General features: G+C 67.6%; 19 protein-coding genes. 13 read left to right on the forward strand and 6 right to left on the reverse strand.

The window, feature by feature from the left end:
- Positions 1 to 112: 112 nt before the first annotated feature.
- The 5 genes from YU1_RS0119250 to YU1_RS0119270 form a co-directional block, all read right to left on the reverse strand.
- Positions 113 to 448, reverse strand: coding sequence for an HPr family phosphocarrier protein (locus YU1_RS0119250; protein WP_425339168.1), 336 nt, complete (start codon positions 446 to 448; stop codon positions 113 to 115).
- A 1-nt stretch (position 449) separates the two neighbouring features.
- Positions 450 to 851, reverse strand: coding sequence for a PTS sugar transporter subunit IIA (locus YU1_RS0119255; RefSeq protein WP_029005479.1), 402 nt, complete (start codon positions 849 to 851; stop codon positions 450 to 452).
- A gap of 71 nt (positions 852 to 922) precedes the next feature.
- Complete coding sequence (locus YU1_RS0119260) at positions 923 to 1,447, reverse strand: HPr kinase/phosphorylase (protein WP_051357033.1); 525 nt, start codon at positions 1,445 to 1,447, stop codon at positions 923 to 925.
- Positions 1,448 to 1,452: 5 nt separating this feature from the next.
- Positions 1,453 to 3,228 carry a sensor histidine kinase gene (locus tag YU1_RS0119265; RefSeq protein ID WP_029005481.1) on the reverse strand — a complete coding sequence of 592 codons (1,776 nt, stop codon included), beginning with the start codon at positions 3,226 to 3,228 and terminating at the stop codon, positions 1,453 to 1,455.
- Positions 3,229 to 3,253: 25 nt separating this feature from the next.
- Complete coding sequence (locus YU1_RS0119270; protein WP_029005482.1) at positions 3,254 to 3,955, reverse strand: response regulator transcription factor; 702 nt, start codon at positions 3,953 to 3,955, stop codon at positions 3,254 to 3,256.
- A 241-nt stretch (positions 3,956 to 4,196) separates the two neighbouring features.
- On the opposite strand from YU1_RS0119270, the gene YU1_RS0119275 reads away from it, so the two are divergent.
- Positions 4,197 to 4,922 (forward strand): HugZ family pyridoxamine 5'-phosphate oxidase, encoded by a 726-nt coding sequence (locus YU1_RS0119275; protein ID WP_035715947.1) that lies wholly within the window; start codon positions 4,197 to 4,199, stop codon positions 4,920 to 4,922.
- A gap of 126 nt (positions 4,923 to 5,048) precedes the next feature.
- A complete protein-coding gene (locus YU1_RS0119280; protein ID WP_029005484.1) occupies positions 5,049 to 6,662 on the forward strand; it encodes a phosphoenolpyruvate carboxykinase in 1,614 nt (537 codons plus the stop codon).
- Positions 6,663 to 6,813: 151 nt separating this feature from the next.
- Here the strand turns inward: YU1_RS0119280 and YU1_RS0119285 are convergent, their stop codons facing one another.
- A complete protein-coding gene (locus tag YU1_RS0119285; RefSeq protein WP_029005485.1) occupies positions 6,814 to 7,071 on the reverse strand; it encodes a hypothetical protein in 258 nt (85 codons plus the stop codon).
- 204 nt (positions 7,072 to 7,275) lie between these two features.
- On the opposite strand from YU1_RS0119285, the gene YU1_RS33580 reads away from it, so the two are divergent.
- The 11 genes from YU1_RS33580 (at position 7,276) to YU1_RS0119350 (ending at position 17,426) form a co-directional block, all read left to right on the forward strand.
- Complete coding sequence (locus YU1_RS33580) at positions 7,276 to 7,446, forward strand: hypothetical protein (RefSeq protein WP_156922268.1); 171 nt, start codon at positions 7,276 to 7,278, stop codon at positions 7,444 to 7,446.
- A 74-nt stretch (positions 7,447 to 7,520) separates the two neighbouring features.
- Positions 7,521 to 8,945, forward strand: coding sequence for a 3-isopropylmalate dehydratase large subunit (leuC, locus tag YU1_RS0119300; protein WP_029005486.1), 1,425 nt, complete (start codon positions 7,521 to 7,523; stop codon positions 8,943 to 8,945).
- 474 nt (positions 8,946 to 9,419) lie between these two features.
- Complete coding sequence (locus YU1_RS0119310) at positions 9,420 to 9,839, forward strand: metallopeptidase family protein (RefSeq protein ID WP_029005487.1); 420 nt, start codon at positions 9,420 to 9,422, stop codon at positions 9,837 to 9,839.
- Between the two features lie 120 nt (positions 9,840 to 9,959).
- Positions 9,960 to 10,499 carry a cytochrome b gene (locus YU1_RS0119315; protein WP_029005488.1) on the forward strand — a complete coding sequence of 180 codons (540 nt, stop codon included), beginning with the start codon at positions 9,960 to 9,962 and terminating at the stop codon, positions 10,497 to 10,499.
- A 188-nt stretch (positions 10,500 to 10,687) separates the two neighbouring features.
- Entirely contained in the window at positions 10,688 to 11,293 is a 606-nt protein-coding gene (gene leuD, locus YU1_RS0119320; RefSeq protein ID WP_029005489.1) for a 3-isopropylmalate dehydratase small subunit, read from the forward strand.
- Positions 11,294 to 11,511: 218 nt separating this feature from the next.
- Complete coding sequence (gene ybaL / locus YU1_RS30215) at positions 11,512 to 13,398, forward strand: YbaL family putative K(+) efflux transporter (RefSeq protein WP_084539982.1); 1,887 nt, start codon at positions 11,512 to 11,514, stop codon at positions 13,396 to 13,398.
- 319 nt (positions 13,399 to 13,717) lie between these two features.
- A complete protein-coding gene (rpmH, locus tag YU1_RS0119330) occupies positions 13,718 to 13,852 on the forward strand; it encodes a 50S ribosomal protein L34 (RefSeq protein WP_029005490.1) in 135 nt (44 codons plus the stop codon).
- Positions 13,853 to 13,876: 24 nt separating this feature from the next.
- Positions 13,877 to 14,251 (forward strand): ribonuclease P protein component, encoded by a 375-nt coding sequence (gene rnpA, locus YU1_RS0119335; protein WP_029005491.1) that lies wholly within the window; start codon positions 13,877 to 13,879, stop codon positions 14,249 to 14,251.
- Entirely contained in the window at positions 14,248 to 16,071 is a 1,824-nt protein-coding gene (gene yidC / locus YU1_RS0119340) for a membrane protein insertase YidC (RefSeq protein WP_029005492.1), read from the forward strand. The genes rnpA and yidC overlap by 4 nt, the downstream gene beginning before the upstream one ends.
- Positions 16,072 to 16,317: 246 nt before the next feature.
- On the forward strand, positions 16,318 to 16,890 hold the full coding sequence (locus YU1_RS0119345; RefSeq protein WP_084539983.1) for a YceI family protein: 573 nt from the start codon (positions 16,318 to 16,320) through the stop codon (positions 16,888 to 16,890).
- Positions 16,887 to 17,426: a cytochrome b gene (locus tag YU1_RS0119350; RefSeq protein WP_029005494.1), complete on the forward strand. Its 540-nt coding sequence runs from the start codon at positions 16,887 to 16,889 to the stop codon at positions 17,424 to 17,426. The genes YU1_RS0119345 and YU1_RS0119350 overlap by 4 nt, the downstream gene beginning before the upstream one ends.
- Positions 17,427 to 17,506: the final 80 nt, after the last annotated feature.

Genomic DNA, 17,506 nt, shown 5'->3' on the forward strand with positions numbered 1-17,506 from the left:
GGATGCTCGCGCAATCGCGGATACGTGAAGAAGTGGGCGGTTTGGTGTGCGCTCGCGCAAACCGTGCATGCGGGGAGCTTGGACGCAGGAAACGTGGATGGCGCTGCCGCCGCTATTCCTCTTCGCCAAACCGATTGGCGACAAGGGCGTCCAGGGCGGCCAGCACGGCTTCCGCCTGGTTGCCGGTGGCGGTCACCACCACGCTGGTGCCCGGAGCGGCGGCGAGCATCATCAGCCCCATGATGGAATTGCCGTCCACCGCCTCGCCGTTGCGGCAGACGGTGACATGGGCATCGAAGCTTTCCACCGTCTGCACGAACTTGGCCGAGGCGCGCGCATGCAGCCCGCGCTTATTGATGATGGGCAGGCGCCGCACGAGGGCGTTGTCCGGCGCGGCGACACCGCAGGCGGCCTCCACATCCTCCCCCGCCACGGGCGAGGCGGACAGGCTATTTTCCGGCGAGGACGCGGCTGGCGACATTGATGTATTTCCGGCCAGCTTCCTGGGCCACGTTCACCGCCTCGGAGAGCGGCAGCTCGCCCCGCACCTTCGCCAGTTTCACCAGCATGGGCAGGTTGATGCCGGCGACGACTTCGACGTCCGGCGCGTTCATCACCGAAATGGCGAGATTGGACGGTGTGCCGCCGAACATGTCGGTGAGGATGACGACGCCCTGGCCGCTCTGCACCTGGGCCACGGCGTCGATAATATCGTGGCGCCGACGCTCCATGTCGTCGTCGGGACCGATCGTCACGGCCGCGATCTGGGTCTGCGGCCCCATGACGTGCTCCAAGGCGGAGCAGAACTCAGCGGCCAAACGGCCATGGGTGACGAGCACGAGACCGATCATGTTGCCTCCGCCTTCACCTCTTCGTGGGTGAAGGCCTTCCCGCACTGCGGGGAAGCCATATTCAGAGCGGCTCAAAAATTACGCAAGGGGTGCAGCGCACAATTGCTTGAAATGTTGTCAGCCTCGGCCGTGGACAGGGCGGCTGCCAGTAGCAGGGCTGCATCGGCATTCGGCGGCACCGCGATGCGGAAAACGCTTATGCCTTCTATGTTCTGCAATTGCGTGTCGGGTGCAGGAAGACGCTCGGCGTCCGCCGCGGCAAGGTCGATCACGAGATTCACCTTCACAGAAAAAAGATGGGGAACCCGCCGCAAACCGAGGTTCCGCACCTCGATGACGCCCGCGAGGGCATCGGGCGCACGCGCAATGAGCGTTCCTTGCGTCACCTCCAGCAGCACCCGGTCGTCGGCCACCAGCGTCGCCGGCGGCAGGATGCGGGGCGGATCGAGCATCAGCCGCAGGGCCAGGGTGGATTTTCCCGCGCCCGAGGGGCCGCGGATCAGCACGCCGTTCGGGCCGATGGCGATGCAGGTGGCGTGGATGCTCGGCTTCGGCGCGGCGCCGGCGGTCACGCCCTGGTCGCTGGCCGGGGCCACGGCGCCTAGCCGTTGGGCAGGCGGACGATGAAGCGGGCGCCCAGCACGGGCGCGTCCTCCTCGCCGGGGGCTGGCAGGGCGGTGCGGTTCTCGGCCCAGATCTGGCCGGCATGGGCTTCGACGATCTGCCGGGAGATGGACAGGCCGAGACCGGAATTCTGGCCGAAGCCCTGGTGCGGCCGGTCGGTATAGAAGCGCTCGAAGATGCGCGAGAGCGCGTCGGGGCGGATGCCGGGCCCCTCGTCGTCCACGACGATCTCGGCCCCGCTCTTCAGCCGTCGGCAGAGCACCCGCACCGTGCCGCCCTCGGGCGAGAAGGAGCGGGCGTTGGAGACCAGATTGTCCACCACCTGGCCAAGGCGCGAGGCGTGGCCGGCGATGATGAAATCGGCGGGGGCGCCCTGCGCCCGCTCGAAGGCGAGCGTGACGGTGACGCCGTCGTCCTTGCGCACGTCCTGCGCCATGCCCACCACCATCTCCAGCAATTGCTTGAGGTCGACGCTGGCGGCTTCCTGGCGCTGAAGCTCGGCATCGAGGCGGCTGGCGTCGGAAATGTCCGAGATCAGCCGGTCGAGGCGCTTCACGTCGTGCTGGATCACCTCCATGAGCCGCCCGCGCGAGGTGTCGGTCTTGGCGAGCGGCAGGGTTTCCACCGCCGAGCGCAGGGAGGTGAGCGGGTTCTTCAATTCGTGCGCCACGTCCGCCGCGAAGCTCTCGATGGCCTCGATGCGGTTGTAGAGCGAGCTCGTCATGTCGCGCAAAGCGCCGGAGAGATGGCCGATCTCGTCGGCGCGGCCGGTGAAGTCGGGGATTTCCACGCGCGTCTTGATACGCCGGCGCACCCGCTCGGCGGCGTCCGCCAGCTTGCGGACCGGGTCTGCGATGGTGCCGGCCAGCAGCACCGACAGCAGCACCATGACGGCGGCGGCCACCAGGAACACGCGCACGATGACGAAGCGCTCGGCCTCCACCGCCTCGTCGATCTCGCCGCCCTGGGTGGACAGCAGCAGTACGCCGAGGATGGCGCGGAAGCGCTGGATGGGCACGGCGACGGACACCACCACGCGGCCGCGGTCGTCCACCCGCACGGCGCTGGCCTTCTGGCCGAGGGCGGCGGAGGCGACTTCCGGATAGTCCTTGCCGCTCTGGGGCCCGAGTTCCTTGTAGAGCGGCAGGTCACCGCGGCCGATCCAGCCCTGCACCCCGCGCCAGGCCCGCTCCAGCAGGCCGGGCGGGGCCTGGGTGGGCGGCGGCAGATCGAAGCGCAGGATCTCACCCTTGGAATAGAGCGAGCGGGAATCCAGCAGCATGATGCCGTCGCGGTCATAGATGCGCGCGCGGGTGCGGGTCGGCCCCACCAGGCGGCGCAGCACCGGGGCCACACGCTCGGGATTGATGGGAAATTCCAGCGGCGCGAAGCCTTCCTCGGAGGGGCCGTAGCTCTCGCCCGCCTGGAGTTCCAGCAGCCGCTCGGGATCGATGGTGATGGCGTTGGTTTCGACCTGCGCCGAGGCGGCGATGGCGCCGGCGATGATCTCGCCTTGCACCAGCAGGCTCTGCACGCGGGCATCGATCAGCCCGGCGCGGAATTCGGAGAGATAGAGGATGCCCGAGACCAGCGCGCACAACCCCGCCAGATTGAGCAGGACGATGCGGCGCGTGAGGCTGGAGAAGCTCTTGAAGGCCACGAACCGGCGCACGCGCCGCAGGGCCGACAGAATCCCAAGCCCCCGCGGTGCGGGGACCTTGGGTCCGTTGAGTGGCTCCGCGGCGTCGGTCATGTCGAACGGCGACCTGTACCCGCCTTCAGGTTTCCTTGAAGCGATAGCCGACACCGTAAAGGGTTTCGATCATGTCGAAATTGTCGTCAGTGGACTTGAACTTCTTGCGCAGCCGCTTGATGTGGCTGTCGATGGTGCGGTCGTCCACATAGACCTGATCGTCATAGGCCGCGTCCATGAGGGCGTTGCGGCTCTTGACCACGCCGGGACGCTGGGCCAGCGCCTGGAGGATGAGGAATTCGGTCACGGTCAAGGTGACCGGCTCGTTCTTCCAGGTGCAGGTGTGGCGCTCGGGATCCATGCGCAGCAGGCCGCGCTCCAGCACCTTGGCGCTGTCGGTCTCGCGCGGGGCGGTGCCGTCCTTGGCGCCGACCCGGCGCAGCACGGCCTTGACGCGCTCCACCAGCAGGCGCTGGGAGAACGGCTTCTTGATGAAGTCGTCCGCCCCCATTTTCAGGCCGAACAGTTCGTCGATCTCCTCGTCCTTGGAGGTGAGGAAGATCACCGGCATGTCGGTCTTCTGGCGCAGGCGGCGGAGCAGTTCCATGCCGTCCATGCGGGGCATCTTGATATCGAGGATCGCAAGATCGGGCGGATTGGTCTTGAACCCGTCCAGCGCCGAAGCCCCATCGGTGTAGGTGTCGATGCGATAGCCTTCCGCTTCCAGGGCGATGGAGACGGACGTCAGAATGTTGCGATCGTCGTCGACGAGGGCGATTGTGGGCATGACACCTCTTTCAAGCGTCGGGGTCAGTCAAGATCTCGGCCTCCTGCGGTGAAGCCGGTTCGCGTGGCCGAAATGTGACACCGCGCCTATTTATGCCTGCAAAATAGCTGGAAAAGCTTGAGTCGCCAATGCGCCTGCTTGGAAGAGGTCGAACTTTGCCGCTGCGCCAAGCGGTCGGCTTGACAGCACCGGGACCGCGGCGGAGACCCTGAAGCCGGCTTTGGTACAGGGGAGAGGCGCCGTGGGAGAGGCTGTGACGCGCGCGACGGCGGTGATCCGGCGGCTGATGCGGGAGGCGCGGTTCGGCGCGCTGGGAACGCTGGAGGCCGACGGCGCGCCTTATACGTCCCTGGTCGCGGTGGCCCCCGATGCGAGCGGGGCGCCCGGCCTGCTGGTGTCGGGCCTCGCCCGCCATACCCACAATCTCACGCGTGACGGCCGCGCCTCCCTGCTGCTGGCGTCCGGCGGCGCCGACCCGCTGGATGCGCCGCGCGCCAGCCTCCTTGGCCGCGTGGTGAAGAGCGAGGACGGCGATCTGCGGGCCCGCTACCTCGCCCGCCATCCCGGCGCGGCCCAATATGCCGACTTCACCGATTTCGCCTTCTATCGCTTCGAGGTGGCCGAGGCCCACCTGGTGGAAGGCTTCGGCCGCATTGTGACCCTGCCGGCGGCCGGGCTGCTGGCGGACTGGCGTGACGCGGACGCCCTCCGGGCGGCGGCCGAAGGCGTCATCTCCCACATGAATGCGGATCATGCGGACGCGCTCGCCCTCTACGCCACCCGCCTGCTCGGCGAGCCGGACAGCGCCGTGGAATGGCGCATGGTGGGGCTCGATCCCGAGGGATGCGAGATCGCGGCGGGCGACGTCGTGCGCCGTCTGGATTTTCCGCAGCGCGTGACAAGTTCTGCTGCAGTGCGGCAAGTCCTTGTGGCGCTTGTTGCGCAAGCGCGAGAAAAATCGAAATAGTTTTTCAAACGATTTGAATGAATTCAGAAGAATAGACCGCCGCCTTAACGTCGCCTTATCCTGCCGGCTCCCTTAGGGGCAGCGGTGTGGCGCGCCCGTTACGTCGCGCGCAGAGGAGACGTTCCCGTGATCGAGACAGGACATCGCAACAGCGCGCAGGGCAGCGAAGCGTTCGGCCTCAAGAACCTCGCAGGCGTGCATTGGAACCTGACGGAACCGCTGCTCTACGAGCACGCCATCGCCAAGGGCGAGGCGCGCCTTGCGGCCGGCGGTGCGCTGGCGGCCGATACGGGCGTCCATACCGGGCGCAGCCCCAAGGACAAGTTCGTCGTCCGTGACGCCGTCACCGAAGGCGAGGTCTGGTGGGACAATAACGGCGCCATCAGCTCCGAGCAGTTCGAGACGCTGTACCAGGACTTCCTGACCGCCGCCGAAGGCAAGACGCTGTTCGCGCAGGATCTCTACGGCGGCGCGGACCCGGCGCACCGCATCTCCACCCGCGTCTATACCGAATATGCGTGGCACTCGCTGTTCATCCGCACCATGCTGCGGCGGCCGGAACGGGCCGAACTGGACGGCTTCGTACCGGCGCTGACCATCATCGACCTGCCGAGCTTCAAGGCCGACCCGGCCCGCCACGGGGTGCGCAGCGACACCATCATCGCGGTGAACTTCTCGCGCGGCATCGTGCTGATCGGCAACTCGTCCTATGCGGGCGAGATGAAAAAGTCGGTCTTCACCTTCCTGAATTATCTGCTGCCGGCCAAGGGCGTGATGCCCATGCACTGCTCGGCCAATGCCGGCAAGGACGGCGACGTGGCGCTGTTCTTCGGCCTGTCGGGCACCGGCAAGACCACACTGTCCGCCGATCCCAAGCGCACGCTCTTGGGCGATGACGAGCACGGCTGGAGCGAGACCGGCGTGTTCAATTTCGAGGGCGGCTGCTACGCTAAGACCATCCGCCTGTCGAAGGAGGCCGAGCCGGAGATCTTCGCCGCCTCCGACCGCTTCGGCACCATCCTGGAGAACGTCATCCTCGATGACGTGACCCGCGTGCCGGATTTCGACGACGGCCGGCTGACCGAGAACACCCGCTCCGCCTATCCGCTGGACTTCATCCCCAATGCGAGCCCCTCTGGGCGCGCGGGCATCCCGAAGAACATCATCATGCTGACGGCGGATGCCTTCGGCGTGATGCCGCCCATCGCCCGGCTGACCCCGGCCCAGGCCATGTACCACTTCCTCTCCGGCTACACCGCCAAGGTGGCCGGCACCGAGAAGGGGGTGAAGGACCCGGAGGCCACCTTCTCAACCTGCTTCGGCGCGCCCTTCATGCCCCGGCACCCGTCGGTCTATGGCAACCTGCTGCGCGATCTCATCGCCACGCATCAGGTGGATTGCTGGCTGGTGAACACGGGCTGGACCGGCGGCAAGTTCGGCGTCGGCCGGCGCATGCCCATCAAGGTGACGCGCACTCTGCTGACGGCAGCGCTGGACGGCTCGCTGAAGGACGCCGCCTTCCGCACCGATCCCTATTTCGGCTTCGCCGTGCCGACCTCGGTGCCGGGGGTGGAGCCGCACATCCTCTATCCGTCCAAGACCTGGGCGGACAAGGCCGGCTTCGATGCCACCGCGCGCAAGCTGGTGGCCATGTTCCAGGAGAATTTCGCCAAGTTCGAAAGCCATGTGGACGCCGCCGTGCGCGATGCCCAGCCGCATGTCCGCATCGCCGCCGAATAGGCGGGGGACGCGGGTGGGACCTGCGCCGCCGGGCCGCTCGCGCAACGAATAAGGGGCCGCCCCGGCTGCATAGTCCGGGGCGGACCCATTGCGTGAAAGGGGCGAGGCGACTTCACCGAGCGGATGACTTCGTCGCCCGGATCAGGCCGCTCTAGCGGGCGGCGTCGCAGCCGGTGTCGAAGTCCGCTGCGGCATAGGTGCCGGGCTCAAGGAACTGGAGCGAGGTGGCGGCGGGGCGGCCGGGCAGGCGGGTGCAGGCGACGGGCGCCGCCGGAGCGGCAGTCGCGGGAGCGACCGTTTCCGTCACGCTCTCGATGGTTTCCGGGGAGGCGGCGCGTCCGAGACCGCCGAAGATCGAGGCGCTCCCCGCAACCACCAAAGCACCCAGGATCACGACATCCAACCGCATGACACTCTCCGTCCGGCCCCCCGAAGATCTGAGATGCGGCATTGCAACATGATCTGCCGCATCGCACAATAACGTGAAGCTCATGGCCGCCCTGTTCCTGGCGCAGACCTGCGGCGCAAAGGGCGGCGGCCAGCCGTTGCACCGCAGCGCGTCGCGCGCCCTCCTGCACATTGTCGCGGCACGCTGGAACTGCTAAAAAACCGCATGGCCTGCCCGTCCCTCCATGCCCCGCGCCTGTCCAAGGCGGCGTTCTGCGCCACCGGACATTATGCGTGCACGACCATGGACTTCGCCGCGGTGCCCGACCATGTGCGGCTGCCCGGGCGGTTCTTCGGGCGCTTTACGACGGCCGCGCTGGCCGCCCTTGGTCGCTGACGCCCTTTTCTCGTCGCACCGTCTCGACCCGCCCGGCGCCTGAGGCCCGGGCCATGATCCTTAGGACATTCCCCATGAACGCGCCTACCAGCGGCCCCAGGACCCTCTACGACAAGATCTTCGACGACCATGTCGTCTCCCGGCAGGAGGACGGCACCTGCCTGCTCTATATCGACCGCCACCTCGTGCATGAGGTGACGAGCCCGCAGGCGTTCGAGGGCCTGCGCATGTCAGGCCGCCCGGTGCGGGCGCCGAACAAGACGCTGGCGGTGGTCGATCACAACGTACCGACCACGGACCGCACGCTGCCCAATCCCGACGCGGAGAGCGTCGCCCAGATCGCCGCGCTGGCGGAAAACACCCGCGAATTCGGCATCGAATATTATGACGGGTTCGATGTGCGCCAGGGCATCGTCCACGTGATCGGCCCCGAGCAGGGCTTCACCCTGCCTGGCACCACGATCGTGTGCGGCGACAGCCACACGTCCACCCACGGCGCCTTCGGCGCGCTGGCCCATGGCATCGGCACCTCGGAGGTGGAGCATGTGCTCGCCACCCAGACGCTGATCCAGAAGAAGGCCAAGAACATGCGCGTTACGGTCGACGGCACCTTGCCCGAAGGGGTCGGCGCCAAGGACGTGGTGCTGGCCATCATCGGCACCATCGGCACTGCCGGCGGCACCGGCTACGTGATCGAATATGCCGGCGAGGCGATCCGCTCGCTGTCCATGGAAGGCCGCATGACGGTCTGCAACATGTCCATCGAGGGCGGTGCCCGCGCGGGCATGGTGGCGCCAGACGAGAAGGCGTTCGCCTATCTCAAGGGCAAGCCCAAGGCACCCGCGGGCGTGCATTGGGACGAGGCCATCCGCTTCTGGGAAACGCTCAAGAGCGACGACGGCGCGTTTTTCGACAGCGAAATCCGCCTGGACGGCGCCAGCCTGCCGCCGATCGTCTCCTGGGGGACGAGCCCCGAGGACGTGATCTCGGTGGAGGGCCTGGTGCCTGATCCCGATGCCATCGAGGACGCGGTGCGCCGCGACGCCAAGAAGCGCGCCCTGGCCTATATGGGCCTCACCGCCGGAACCCGCATCACCGACATCACCCTCGACCGGGTGTTCATCGGCTCCTGCACCAACGGGCGCATCGAGGACCTGCGGCAGGCGGCGAAGATCGTCGAGGGCCATCGCGTCAACGCGAACGTGAACGCCATGGTGGTCCCCGGCTCCGGCCTGGTGAAGCTGCAGGCGGAGGCCGAGGGCCTGGACAAGATCTTCCTCGCCGCCGGCTTCGAATGGCGCGAGCCGGGCTGCTCCATGTGCCTCGCCATGAATGCGGACCGCCTCGCCCCCGAGGAGCGCTGCGCCTCCACCTCGAACCGCAATTTCGAGGGACGTCAGGGCTTCAAGGGTCGCACGCATCTGGTGTCGCCGAGCATGGCGGCCGCGGCCGCCATCGCCGGCCGCTTCGTCGACGTGCGGACCTGGCCGCAGGTCTGAGGGCAAAGCACCGCCGATGAGCGGACACAAGAACAACAACGGCCGCGGAAAGCATCCGCGGCCGTTTTATTGTCTGCAATATTGAGGCTGCCGCCGGGCTGTCGCGCCGGACGGAAAGCCGGGGCGGGCCCTTGTCAGTGCAGGCCGGCGAAGGTCGCGGCAATCATCCCCGCGTTCGCCTCATGGGGGGCCAGATACGCGGCGAAACCCAGTATCGTCACCAGCGCGCCGGTGACCGCAAGCTTGCGAAGCATGGTCACTCTCCAAATCTGTGTCTGTGACTGCAACGACGCTTTTCGCTAATGGTTCCTTAACCACGAAGGCGTGGCGTCAACTTGAGCGAAACTGGGCGGCCGGCGCCGGAACTCTGGCTTTGCCGTGACTTCGATCACGGGTGCGCGAGGCTGCCGCGAGCGTGGCAGCACGAGCCGGGGCGTGGCAGTGTAACGGCTTGATCCGCTGGAGTTCGCCCGCATGACCGACGTCCCGAACTGGCGCACCGCAGAGGCGCCGAGCCTCGAACAGATGGAGGTGCTGGCCGACGAGGTGTTCACGCGGCTGCCCGAGCGCTTCCGTCGCCTGTGCACCGGGATCATCATCCGGGTGGAGGACTTCCCCACCGAGGAGGTGCTGGACGAGATGGAGGCGGAGACGCCGTTCGACCTGCTGGGCCTGTTCCAGGGGGTGGGTCTCGCCCAGGATGAAGCGGTGGCCCAGACCGGACGCCTGCCCAACATGATCTTCCTCTATCGGCGGCCCATTCTCGATTATTGGGCCGAGCACGAGGAGGCGCTGGGCGCCGTGGTCGCCCATGTGCTCGTGCACGAGATCGGCCACCATTTCGGCCTGTCGGACGCCGACATGGAGCGCATCGAGGACGCAGCCGACCTGTAGGCCCTCCGCCGCGCCCCGCCCGCGCCCCTGCCGCATCTCGCCGAGCCGTGACATTCCGCCGAATTGCTCCCGGAGGGAGGAGGGCGTAGAGTGGAATCATTCTAAATTTTGGGGTGCGGGATGGAAACGGTTCACCGATATCCGGCGGCGCTACGCGCCATTCACTGGGTCACGGTCGCGCTCATCGTGATCGTCTACGGCATCACCTATGCCGAGGGCCTGTTCGAGCGGGGGACGGCGGCGCGGGCCATGGTGTGGTCGCTGCACATTTCCTTCGGCCTGCTGCTGATCGCCTTTGTCGCCGCGCGCCTGCTGGTCCGCGCCACCGCGCCCATGCCGCCGCCCTCGGCCGCGCTGAGCCCGCTCATCCACATGGCGTCCAAGGCGGCCCACGTGCTGCTGTACGTGCTGCTGATCGTCACCCCGCTGGTGGGGGTCTATCTCGCCTTCCTGCGCGGCAACGAGGTGTCTCTGTTCGGCCTGTTCACCATTCCCTCGCCGGTGCCGGTGGACCGGACCTTCGGCCGCCAGGTGCAGGAGGTGCACGAGTGGCTGGCCAATGCGCTGGTACTGGTCGCGCTGGTGCACGCGCTGGCAGCGCTCTGGCATCATTTCATCCGGCGCGACGATGTGCTGCGCCGGATGCTGCCGGGGCATTGAGACTGCTTTATCCGCGCCCGACTTCGGGTTAGAAACAGGACAGACGCGCCGCGGCGATGCCGTGGCGCGAGGCCCTGTGTGTTCCGCACCGCTCTGCGACGCGTGAACCGCCCCGGGGAGCCGCGCGCCGCGCGGCGGCATCCGCAGGCCGGGCGACAGAAGACTGGATTGAGGAGCCTCCGAGGACCATGGAAAAGTTCACGACGCTGGAAGGCGTGGCTGCCCCGCTGAAGATTGTGAATGTCGATACCGACATGATCATCCCCAAGCAGTATCTGAAGACCATCAAGCGCACCGGCCTCGGCACCGGCCTGTTCTCGGAGATGCGTTACAAGGAAGACGGCTCGGAGAATCCCGACTTCGTGCTGAACCAGCCGGCCTATCGCCATGCCAAGGTGCTGGTGGCGGGCGACAATTTCGGCTGCGGCTCGTCGCGCGAGCATGCCCCCTGGGCGCTGCTCGACTTCGGTATCCGCTGCGTGATCTCCACCTCGTTCGCGGACATTTTCTACAACAATTGCTTCAAGAACGGCATTCTGCCGATCGTCGTGTCGCAGAGCGACCTCGACAAACTGTTCGACGATGCCGACCGCGGCGCCAACGCGACGCTGAGCATCGATCTGGCGGCCCAGGAGATCCACGGTCCCGACGGCGGCACCGTGCATTTCGAGATCGACCCCTTCCGCAAGCGCTGCCTGCTGGAGGGCCTCGACGACATCGGCCTCACCCTGGAGAAGGGCGAGCAGATCAATGTCTATGAAGGCCGCAAGCATGTGGAGCAGCCCTGGCTCTGAACCGGCCGCGCTTCCCGCTGTCAGAAGGCGCCGCTCGCGGCGCCTTTTTTTTCTTTTCCCCGGCGCCTGCCGAAAAAGTTTCCCCTCCGGCATGCGGAAGTCACTGTTCCGCCTTCGATATTGGCTTAAACTGATCCGCGCCCCCCGCTTCGCGCGCCTGTGGCCTCCTCCCCGGGGGTCGGTGTGCTTCCATCATACCGCTCTCCGGAGGATGTCCCGTGCCTCATGAAACGCCGCTCGTCGCCACCATTGTGGGGGCCATCGTCCTGGCCTTCCTGCTGGGCACGGTGGCGCAACGGCTCCGGGTGTCGCCCCTCGTGGGCTATCTGATGGCGGGCATCCTGGCCGGCCCCTTCACCCCGGGCTTCACCGCCGATCCCGAGCTGGCTCTGGAACTGGCGGAGATCGGCGTCATCCTGCTGATGTTCGGCGTCGGGCTGCATTTCTCCCTCGCCGACCTGCTGTCGGTGAAAGCCATCGCCATTCCCGGCGCGGTGGCGCAGATCGCGGTGGCGACGCTGCTGGGCATGGGCCTTGCCCATGTCATGGGCTGGAGCCTCGGCGGCGGGCTGGTGTTCGGCCTGGCCCTGTCGGTGGCGAGCACGGTGGTGCTGCTGCGGGCGCTGCAGGAGCGGCGCATCCTCGAAAGCGAGCAGGGCCGCATCGCGGTGGGCTGGCTGATCGTGGAAGACCTCGCCATGGTGCTGGCGCTTGTACTGCTGCCGGCCTTGTCCGAGACGCTGGGCGGCAAGCCCATGGGCAGTTCCCAGGCCGAGATGCTGTTCGGCACCTCCAGCATCGCCGCGACCCTCGGGCTCACCCTCGCCAAGGTGGCGGCCTTCGTGGTGCTCATGCTGGTGGTCGGGCGGCGCGTCATCCCCTGGCTGCTGGACATGGTGGCCGGCCTCGGCTCGCGCGAGCTGTTCCGCCTGGCGGTGCTCGCCATCGCGCTGGGCGTCGCCTACGGCTCGGCGAAGATGTTCGACGTTTCCTTCGCGCTCGGCGCCTTCTTCGCCGGCATGGTGCTGAGCGAATCGCCGCTCTCCCACCGCGCGGCGGAGGAAACGCTGCCGCTGCGCGACGCCTTCGCGGTGATGTTCTTCGTCTCCGTGGGCATGCTGGTGGACCCCGGCATTCTCCTGCGCAACCCGCTGCCGCTCCTCGGCACTCTCTTGATCGTGCTGGTCGGCAAGTCGGTCGCCGCCTTCGCGCTGGTGCGGATGTTCGGCTACGGCAAGAGCACGGCGCTCACCATTTCCGCCAGCCTGGCGCAGGTGGGCGAGTTCTCCTTCATCCTGGCTGCGCTGGGCGTGGACCTCGGCTTGCTGCCGCAGGAGGGCAGGGACCTCATCCTTGCCGCCGCCATTCTCTCGATTCTCGCCAACCCCTTCTTTTTCATGGCACTCGACAAGCTGCGGCCGGTATTGGCCAAGGCCAAGCCCCATGCGGTGGCCGAGCCGACGGCCAGCGTGGTGCTGCCGGTGTCCGAGAAGACGGGCCACACGGTCCTCGTGGGCTATGGCCGGGTCGGCCGCCTGGTGGCGGCGGGGCTGGAAACCGCGGGTGCGCCCTTCGTGGTCGTCGAGGACCAGGAGGACGCGGTGGAGCAGCTCAAGGCCGGCGGCGTCGAGGTGATCGCCGCCAATGCCGCGCTGCCCGAGGCGCTCGTCGCGGCGAATGTGGCGGGAGCCCGCCGCCTGATCCTCGCCATTCCCGACGGCTTCGAGGCTGCGCGGGTGCTGCGCAAGGCGCGGGCGCTCAACCCCGAGCTCGACATCATCGCCCGCGCCCATTCCGACGCCGAGGTGGAGCATCTCCGCCTGGGCGGCGCCGGCTTCATCATCATGGGCGAGCGTGAGGTGGCGCGGGGCATGCTGGGCCATGTCTTCGGCCTCGACGGCGCCGCGCGCGAAGCGTCCCCAGGGGCGGAAACGGGCGCGCCTGCGACCATCATCACCCCGCAGGGCGAGGCGGTGCCGCTGGACGTCGCGGCCCTGCCGGCGGACGACGGGGTGCTGCCCGATATCGGCGAGGTGCTGGCCGGCACGGCGGACGGGGATAAGCCCGAGCCGCCCAAGGCCCCCGCCGCCACCACGGCGGACTGAGCGGCGGCCGCGGGCGGGGCCTTTCGCCTGTGCCCAGCGGGGTGTTCACCGTTGACGCGCGGCCCGCCCAGCCCTATAAGCCGACCCCGAACTCGGGTGGCTGCGCCTCCTGGGACCCTGCCTTGTTCCCGAGCCGCCCCCGTTACCGGGCCGGCCTTGGAAGCCCCGGTGGCACAGCCACCGGAAGGGTTCGGTCTCAAAAGCAGTTGCCGGAGCCCGGCGTCGGAAAGCGCGTTGCGGTTTCCAGGCGGTCGGGCTCAAGAACAGACGAAATAGACCAAGCCTTTGGGCAGGGTCGGGAAATCCGGAGACAAGACCCGTGAAGCGCACTTACCAACCGAGCAAGCTCGTGCGCAAGCGTCGGCACGGCTTCCGTGCGCGCATGGCGACGAAGAACGGCCGCAAGATCATCGCCCTGCGCCGCGCGCACGGCCGCAAGCGCCTGTCCGCGTGAGGCGTGCCCGCGGAGCTGCCCGTCGTGGATCGTCTCCGCAAGCGTCGTGATTTCCTGGCCGCCGCCAAGGCTGAGCGAGCCAGCGTCCCGTCCTTCCTTTTGCAGGGGCGGGACCGTCGCGATGAAGCGGAGCCCCGGCTCGGCTTCACGGTGACCAAGAAGAATGGCAACGCCGTCGTGCGGAATCGCATGCGCCGGCGGCTGCGCGAGGCGGCCCGCCAGGTGCTGCCGCAGACCGGCCGAAACGGCTTCGATTACGTTCTGGTGGCCCGCAGCCCTTGTCTCAAGGCGCCCTTCCAGACCTTGGTGCGCGATCTTGAGCGCGCCGTTGCCCGGCTGCATGCCGCGAAAAAATCCAAAGATTCATCCGCCCCCGCCGACGGAGGCCGCCCGGCATGACCGACAATCGCAACATGTTCATCGCCATCGGGCTGTCCCTGGCGATCCTGATCGGGTGGCAATATTTCTACGCGCTGCCGCAGGCCGAGAAGCAGCGCCAGGTGCAGGCGCAGCAGCAGGCCGCCCAGCAGAGCCAGACGCCGCCGGTCACCGCGTCCGAAACCACCACGCAGCCCGACGCCGCGCCTTCCGCGCCCGGCGCGCAGCAGACCGCCCCGCGCGCGGCGACCAGGGCGCAGGCTCTTGCCGCGAGCCCCCGCGTCCTCATCGAGACCCCGCGCGTGAAGGGCTCGATCTCGCTGCGCGGCGCCCGCGCCGACGACCTCTCGCTGTCCGACTATCGCGAGACGGTGGATCCCAAGAGCCCGAACATCGTGCTTTTGTCGCCGTCCGGCGCGCCTGAGCCCTTCTATGCGGAGTTCGGCTGGACCGCCGCGCCCGGCTCCAACGTGGCGCTGCCCGGGCCGGACACGCTGTGGACCGCAGAAGCGGGCGCCAAGCTGACGCCGGCGACGCCGCTGACCGTGACCTATGACAACGGCCAGGGCCTGCTGTTCAAGCGTACCTTCACCATCGACGACCATTACATGTTCACGGTGAAGGACGAGGTGGAGAACAAGGGCACCGCTCCGGCGACGCTCTATCCCTATGCGCTGGTGTCGCGCCACGGCATGCCGCACACCCAGGGCTTCTACATCCTGCACGAGGGCCTCATCGGCGTGATGGGCGACCACGGCCTGCAGGAAATCACCTACGCCAAGATGGACGACGCCAAGCCCGCGACCTTCAAGGCTACCGGCGGCTGGCTCGGCATCACCGACAAATATTGGGCGGCGACCGTCATTCCCGACCAGAAGGTGGCGGTGGATTCCCGCTTCTCCTCCAGCATGCTCGGGCAGACCCGCACCTTCCAGGCGGACTATCTGGCCGCCGCGCAGACTGTGGCGCCCGGCGCCAGCATCGCCTCGCAGTCCCGCCTGTTCGCCGGCGCCAAGGAAGTGGCGGTGGTGGACGGCTATGAGAAGCAGTACGGCATCGACCGCTTTGACCTGCTGATCGACTGGGGCTGGTTCTATTTCATCACCAAGCCGCTCTTCCTGGTCATCGACTGGATCTACAAGCTGGTCGGCAACTTCGGTGTCGCGATCCTGATCGTCACCGTGCTGCTCAAGGGCCTGTTCTTCCCGCTGGCCAGCAAGTCCTACGCCTCGATGGCGAAGATGAAGGCGCTGCAGCCGGAGATGGTCGCCATCCGCGAGCGCTATGCGGACGACAAGGTCAAGCAGCAGCAAGCGACCATGGAGCTGTACAAGAAGGAGAAGATCAATCCGGTGGCGGGCTGCCTGCCCATCGTGATCCAGATCCCGGTCTTCTTCGCGCTCTACAAGGTGCTGTTCGTCACCATCGAGATGCGGCAGGCGCCGTTCTTCGGCTGGATCCGCGACCTGTCCGCGCCCGATCCGACCACGGTGTTCAACCTGTTCGGCCTCATCCCCTGGGATCCGAGCGTGGTGCCGGTGCTCGGCCCCTACATGATGCTCGGCGCCTGGCCGCTCATCATGGGCGTGACCATGTGGGTGCAGATGAAGCTGAACCCGGCCCCGCCGGATCCGACCCAGCAGATGATTTTCAACTACATGCCGATCATCTTCACCTTCATGCTGGCCCATTTCGCCGCCGGCCTGGTGATCTACTGGGCCTGGAACAACACCCTCTCGGTGCTCCAGCAGGCCGCGATCATGAAGCGGCACGGGGTGAGGATCGAATTGTGGGACAATATCCGCGGTGCCTTCCGCAAGAAGGCCCCGGCCAAGGGCTGAGACGATCTGGGACGCTGACGAGAAAGGGCCGCGCATCGCGCGGCCCTTTTTTATTGCCGCGCTCATGACGTCCGCGTGAGCGGGGCATCCGGCGGCGAGCGCCAGCGTAAGAGGGGAGGGCGCGCACTTTCCTACCCCCTCGGGGGCGGGAGAGGGACGGGTGCCATCGCGGGAGGCTTTGACCTGCGCGGCGCGCCCATTCCGGGACATGGCTCCCACTGACCGTCGAGCTTGCAGGAGGTCGCCATGCCGTCCTTCCCACGTCTATTGTCCGCTCTGCCGCTTGGTTTTGCGGTCCTCGCCCTGGCGGCGCCCGGCGCCCGCGCCGAGACCTACCGCATCGATCCGGCGCATACGCAGATCCGCTTCGAGGTGGGCGCGCAGGGCTACCCCGTGACCAAAGGGGTCTTCCGGCGCTTCACCTCGAACCTGGCCGTCGATTTCGACACGCCCGCCCGCAGCAAGGTGAGCTTTCACGTGGCCGCCGGTTCGCTGGAGACCGGGACGCCGGTGCTCGATGCCTATGTGCGCGGCCCGGTCTTTCTCGATGCGGACCGCTTTCCCGAGGTGATGTTCGAGTCCGCCGCCGTGGAGAAGCTGGACGACCATCGGGTCCGGGTCAGCGGGGTCCTGACCCTGATGGGCGTCAGCCATGCCGAGACGTTCCTGGTGGACGTGAACCGCGCCACCGGCACGGCCTCTCTCAGCCTTTCCGCCGAGGGACGCATCCATCGCTCGGACTTCGGCATGGTGGCAGGGCTGCCGCTCATCTCCGACGACGTGGCGATCACCGTCGCCACGCTGGCCGATCAGCCATGACCGCGGCCGTGCGGCGGTGGAGCCTGCCGCTGCGGGCGCTGCACTGGATCATGGCCGCGCTGATCCTGGGGCTGCTGGCCTTGGGTTTGCTGATGACGCACCTGCGGTTCGACCTCGGCACCACCTTCGCGCTCTACCAGTGGCACAAGTCCATCGGCGTCGTCGTGCTGTTGCTGTGGGGCGTCCGGCTGGGGACGCGAGCAGCATGGCCGGCACCGCCGGAGGAGACACCGGCCGGATGGCAGCGCGCTGCCGCTCGCGGCACGCATCTGCTGCTCTACGGCCTGATGCTGGCACTGCCGCTCAGCGGCTGGATGCTCGCCTCCGCCTCGCCGCTGCATCTGCCGACACGGCCGTTCAACCTGTTCACCCTGCCCGACCTCGTGACGGCGGGGCCCCGCCTCTTCGCGGCCCTGGAAGGGGTGCATGCCGCCCTGGCCTACGGCCTGCTGGCGCTGGTGGCGGTGCATGTGGCGGGCGCGCTCAAGCATCGCTTCGTCGACCGCGACGGGGTGATGGCCCGCATGGGGTTCTGACGGCGGCTGGGGCCGGGGCGGGGCGCCCCGGCCGTGGGAGCCCGCCGTCTTGCGCTTGCGCGGAGCGGAGCGGCGGACCA

Source organism: Azorhizobium doebereinerae UFLA1-100, from assembly GCF_000473085.1.
Taxonomy (GTDB): Bacteria; Pseudomonadota; Alphaproteobacteria; order Rhizobiales; family Xanthobacteraceae; genus Azorhizobium; species Azorhizobium doebereinerae.

Coding starts and splice junctions, on each gene's coding strand:
- YU1_RS0119285 (WP_029005485.1), bottom strand. CDS start 7,071: ATGCGGTTGGATGTCGTGATCCTGGGTGCTTTGGTGGTTGCGGGGAGC.
- YU1_RS0119315 (WP_029005488.1), top strand. CDS start 9,960: ATGGAAACGGTTCACCGATATCCGGCGGCGCTACGCGCCATTCACTGG.
- leuD (WP_029005489.1), top strand. CDS start 10,688: ATGGAAAAGTTCACGACGCTGGAAGGCGTGGCTGCCCCGCTGAAGATT.
- YU1_RS33580 (WP_156922268.1), top strand. CDS start 7,276: ATGGCCTGCCCGTCCCTCCATGCCCCGCGCCTGTCCAAGGCGGCGTTC.
- YU1_RS0119310 (WP_029005487.1), top strand. CDS start 9,420: ATGACCGACGTCCCGAACTGGCGCACCGCAGAGGCGCCGAGCCTCGAA.
- yidC (WP_029005492.1), top strand. CDS start 14,248: ATGACCGACAATCGCAACATGTTCATCGCCATCGGGCTGTCCCTGGCG.
- YU1_RS0119270 (WP_029005482.1), bottom strand. CDS start 3,955: ATGCCCACAATCGCCCTCGTCGACGACGATCGCAACATTCTGACGTCC.
- YU1_RS0119345 (WP_084539983.1), top strand. CDS start 16,318: ATGCCGTCCTTCCCACGTCTATTGTCCGCTCTGCCGCTTGGTTTTGCG.
- YU1_RS0119265 (WP_029005481.1), bottom strand. CDS start 3,228: ATGACCGACGCCGCGGAGCCACTCAACGGACCCAAGGTCCCCGCACCG.
- YU1_RS0119350 (WP_029005494.1), top strand. CDS start 16,887: ATGACCGCGGCCGTGCGGCGGTGGAGCCTGCCGCTGCGGGCGCTGCAC.
- YU1_RS0119255 (WP_029005479.1), bottom strand. CDS start 851: ATGATCGGTCTCGTGCTCGTCACCCATGGCCGTTTGGCCGCTGAGTTC.
- leuC (WP_029005486.1), top strand. CDS start 7,521: ATGAACGCGCCTACCAGCGGCCCCAGGACCCTCTACGACAAGATCTTC.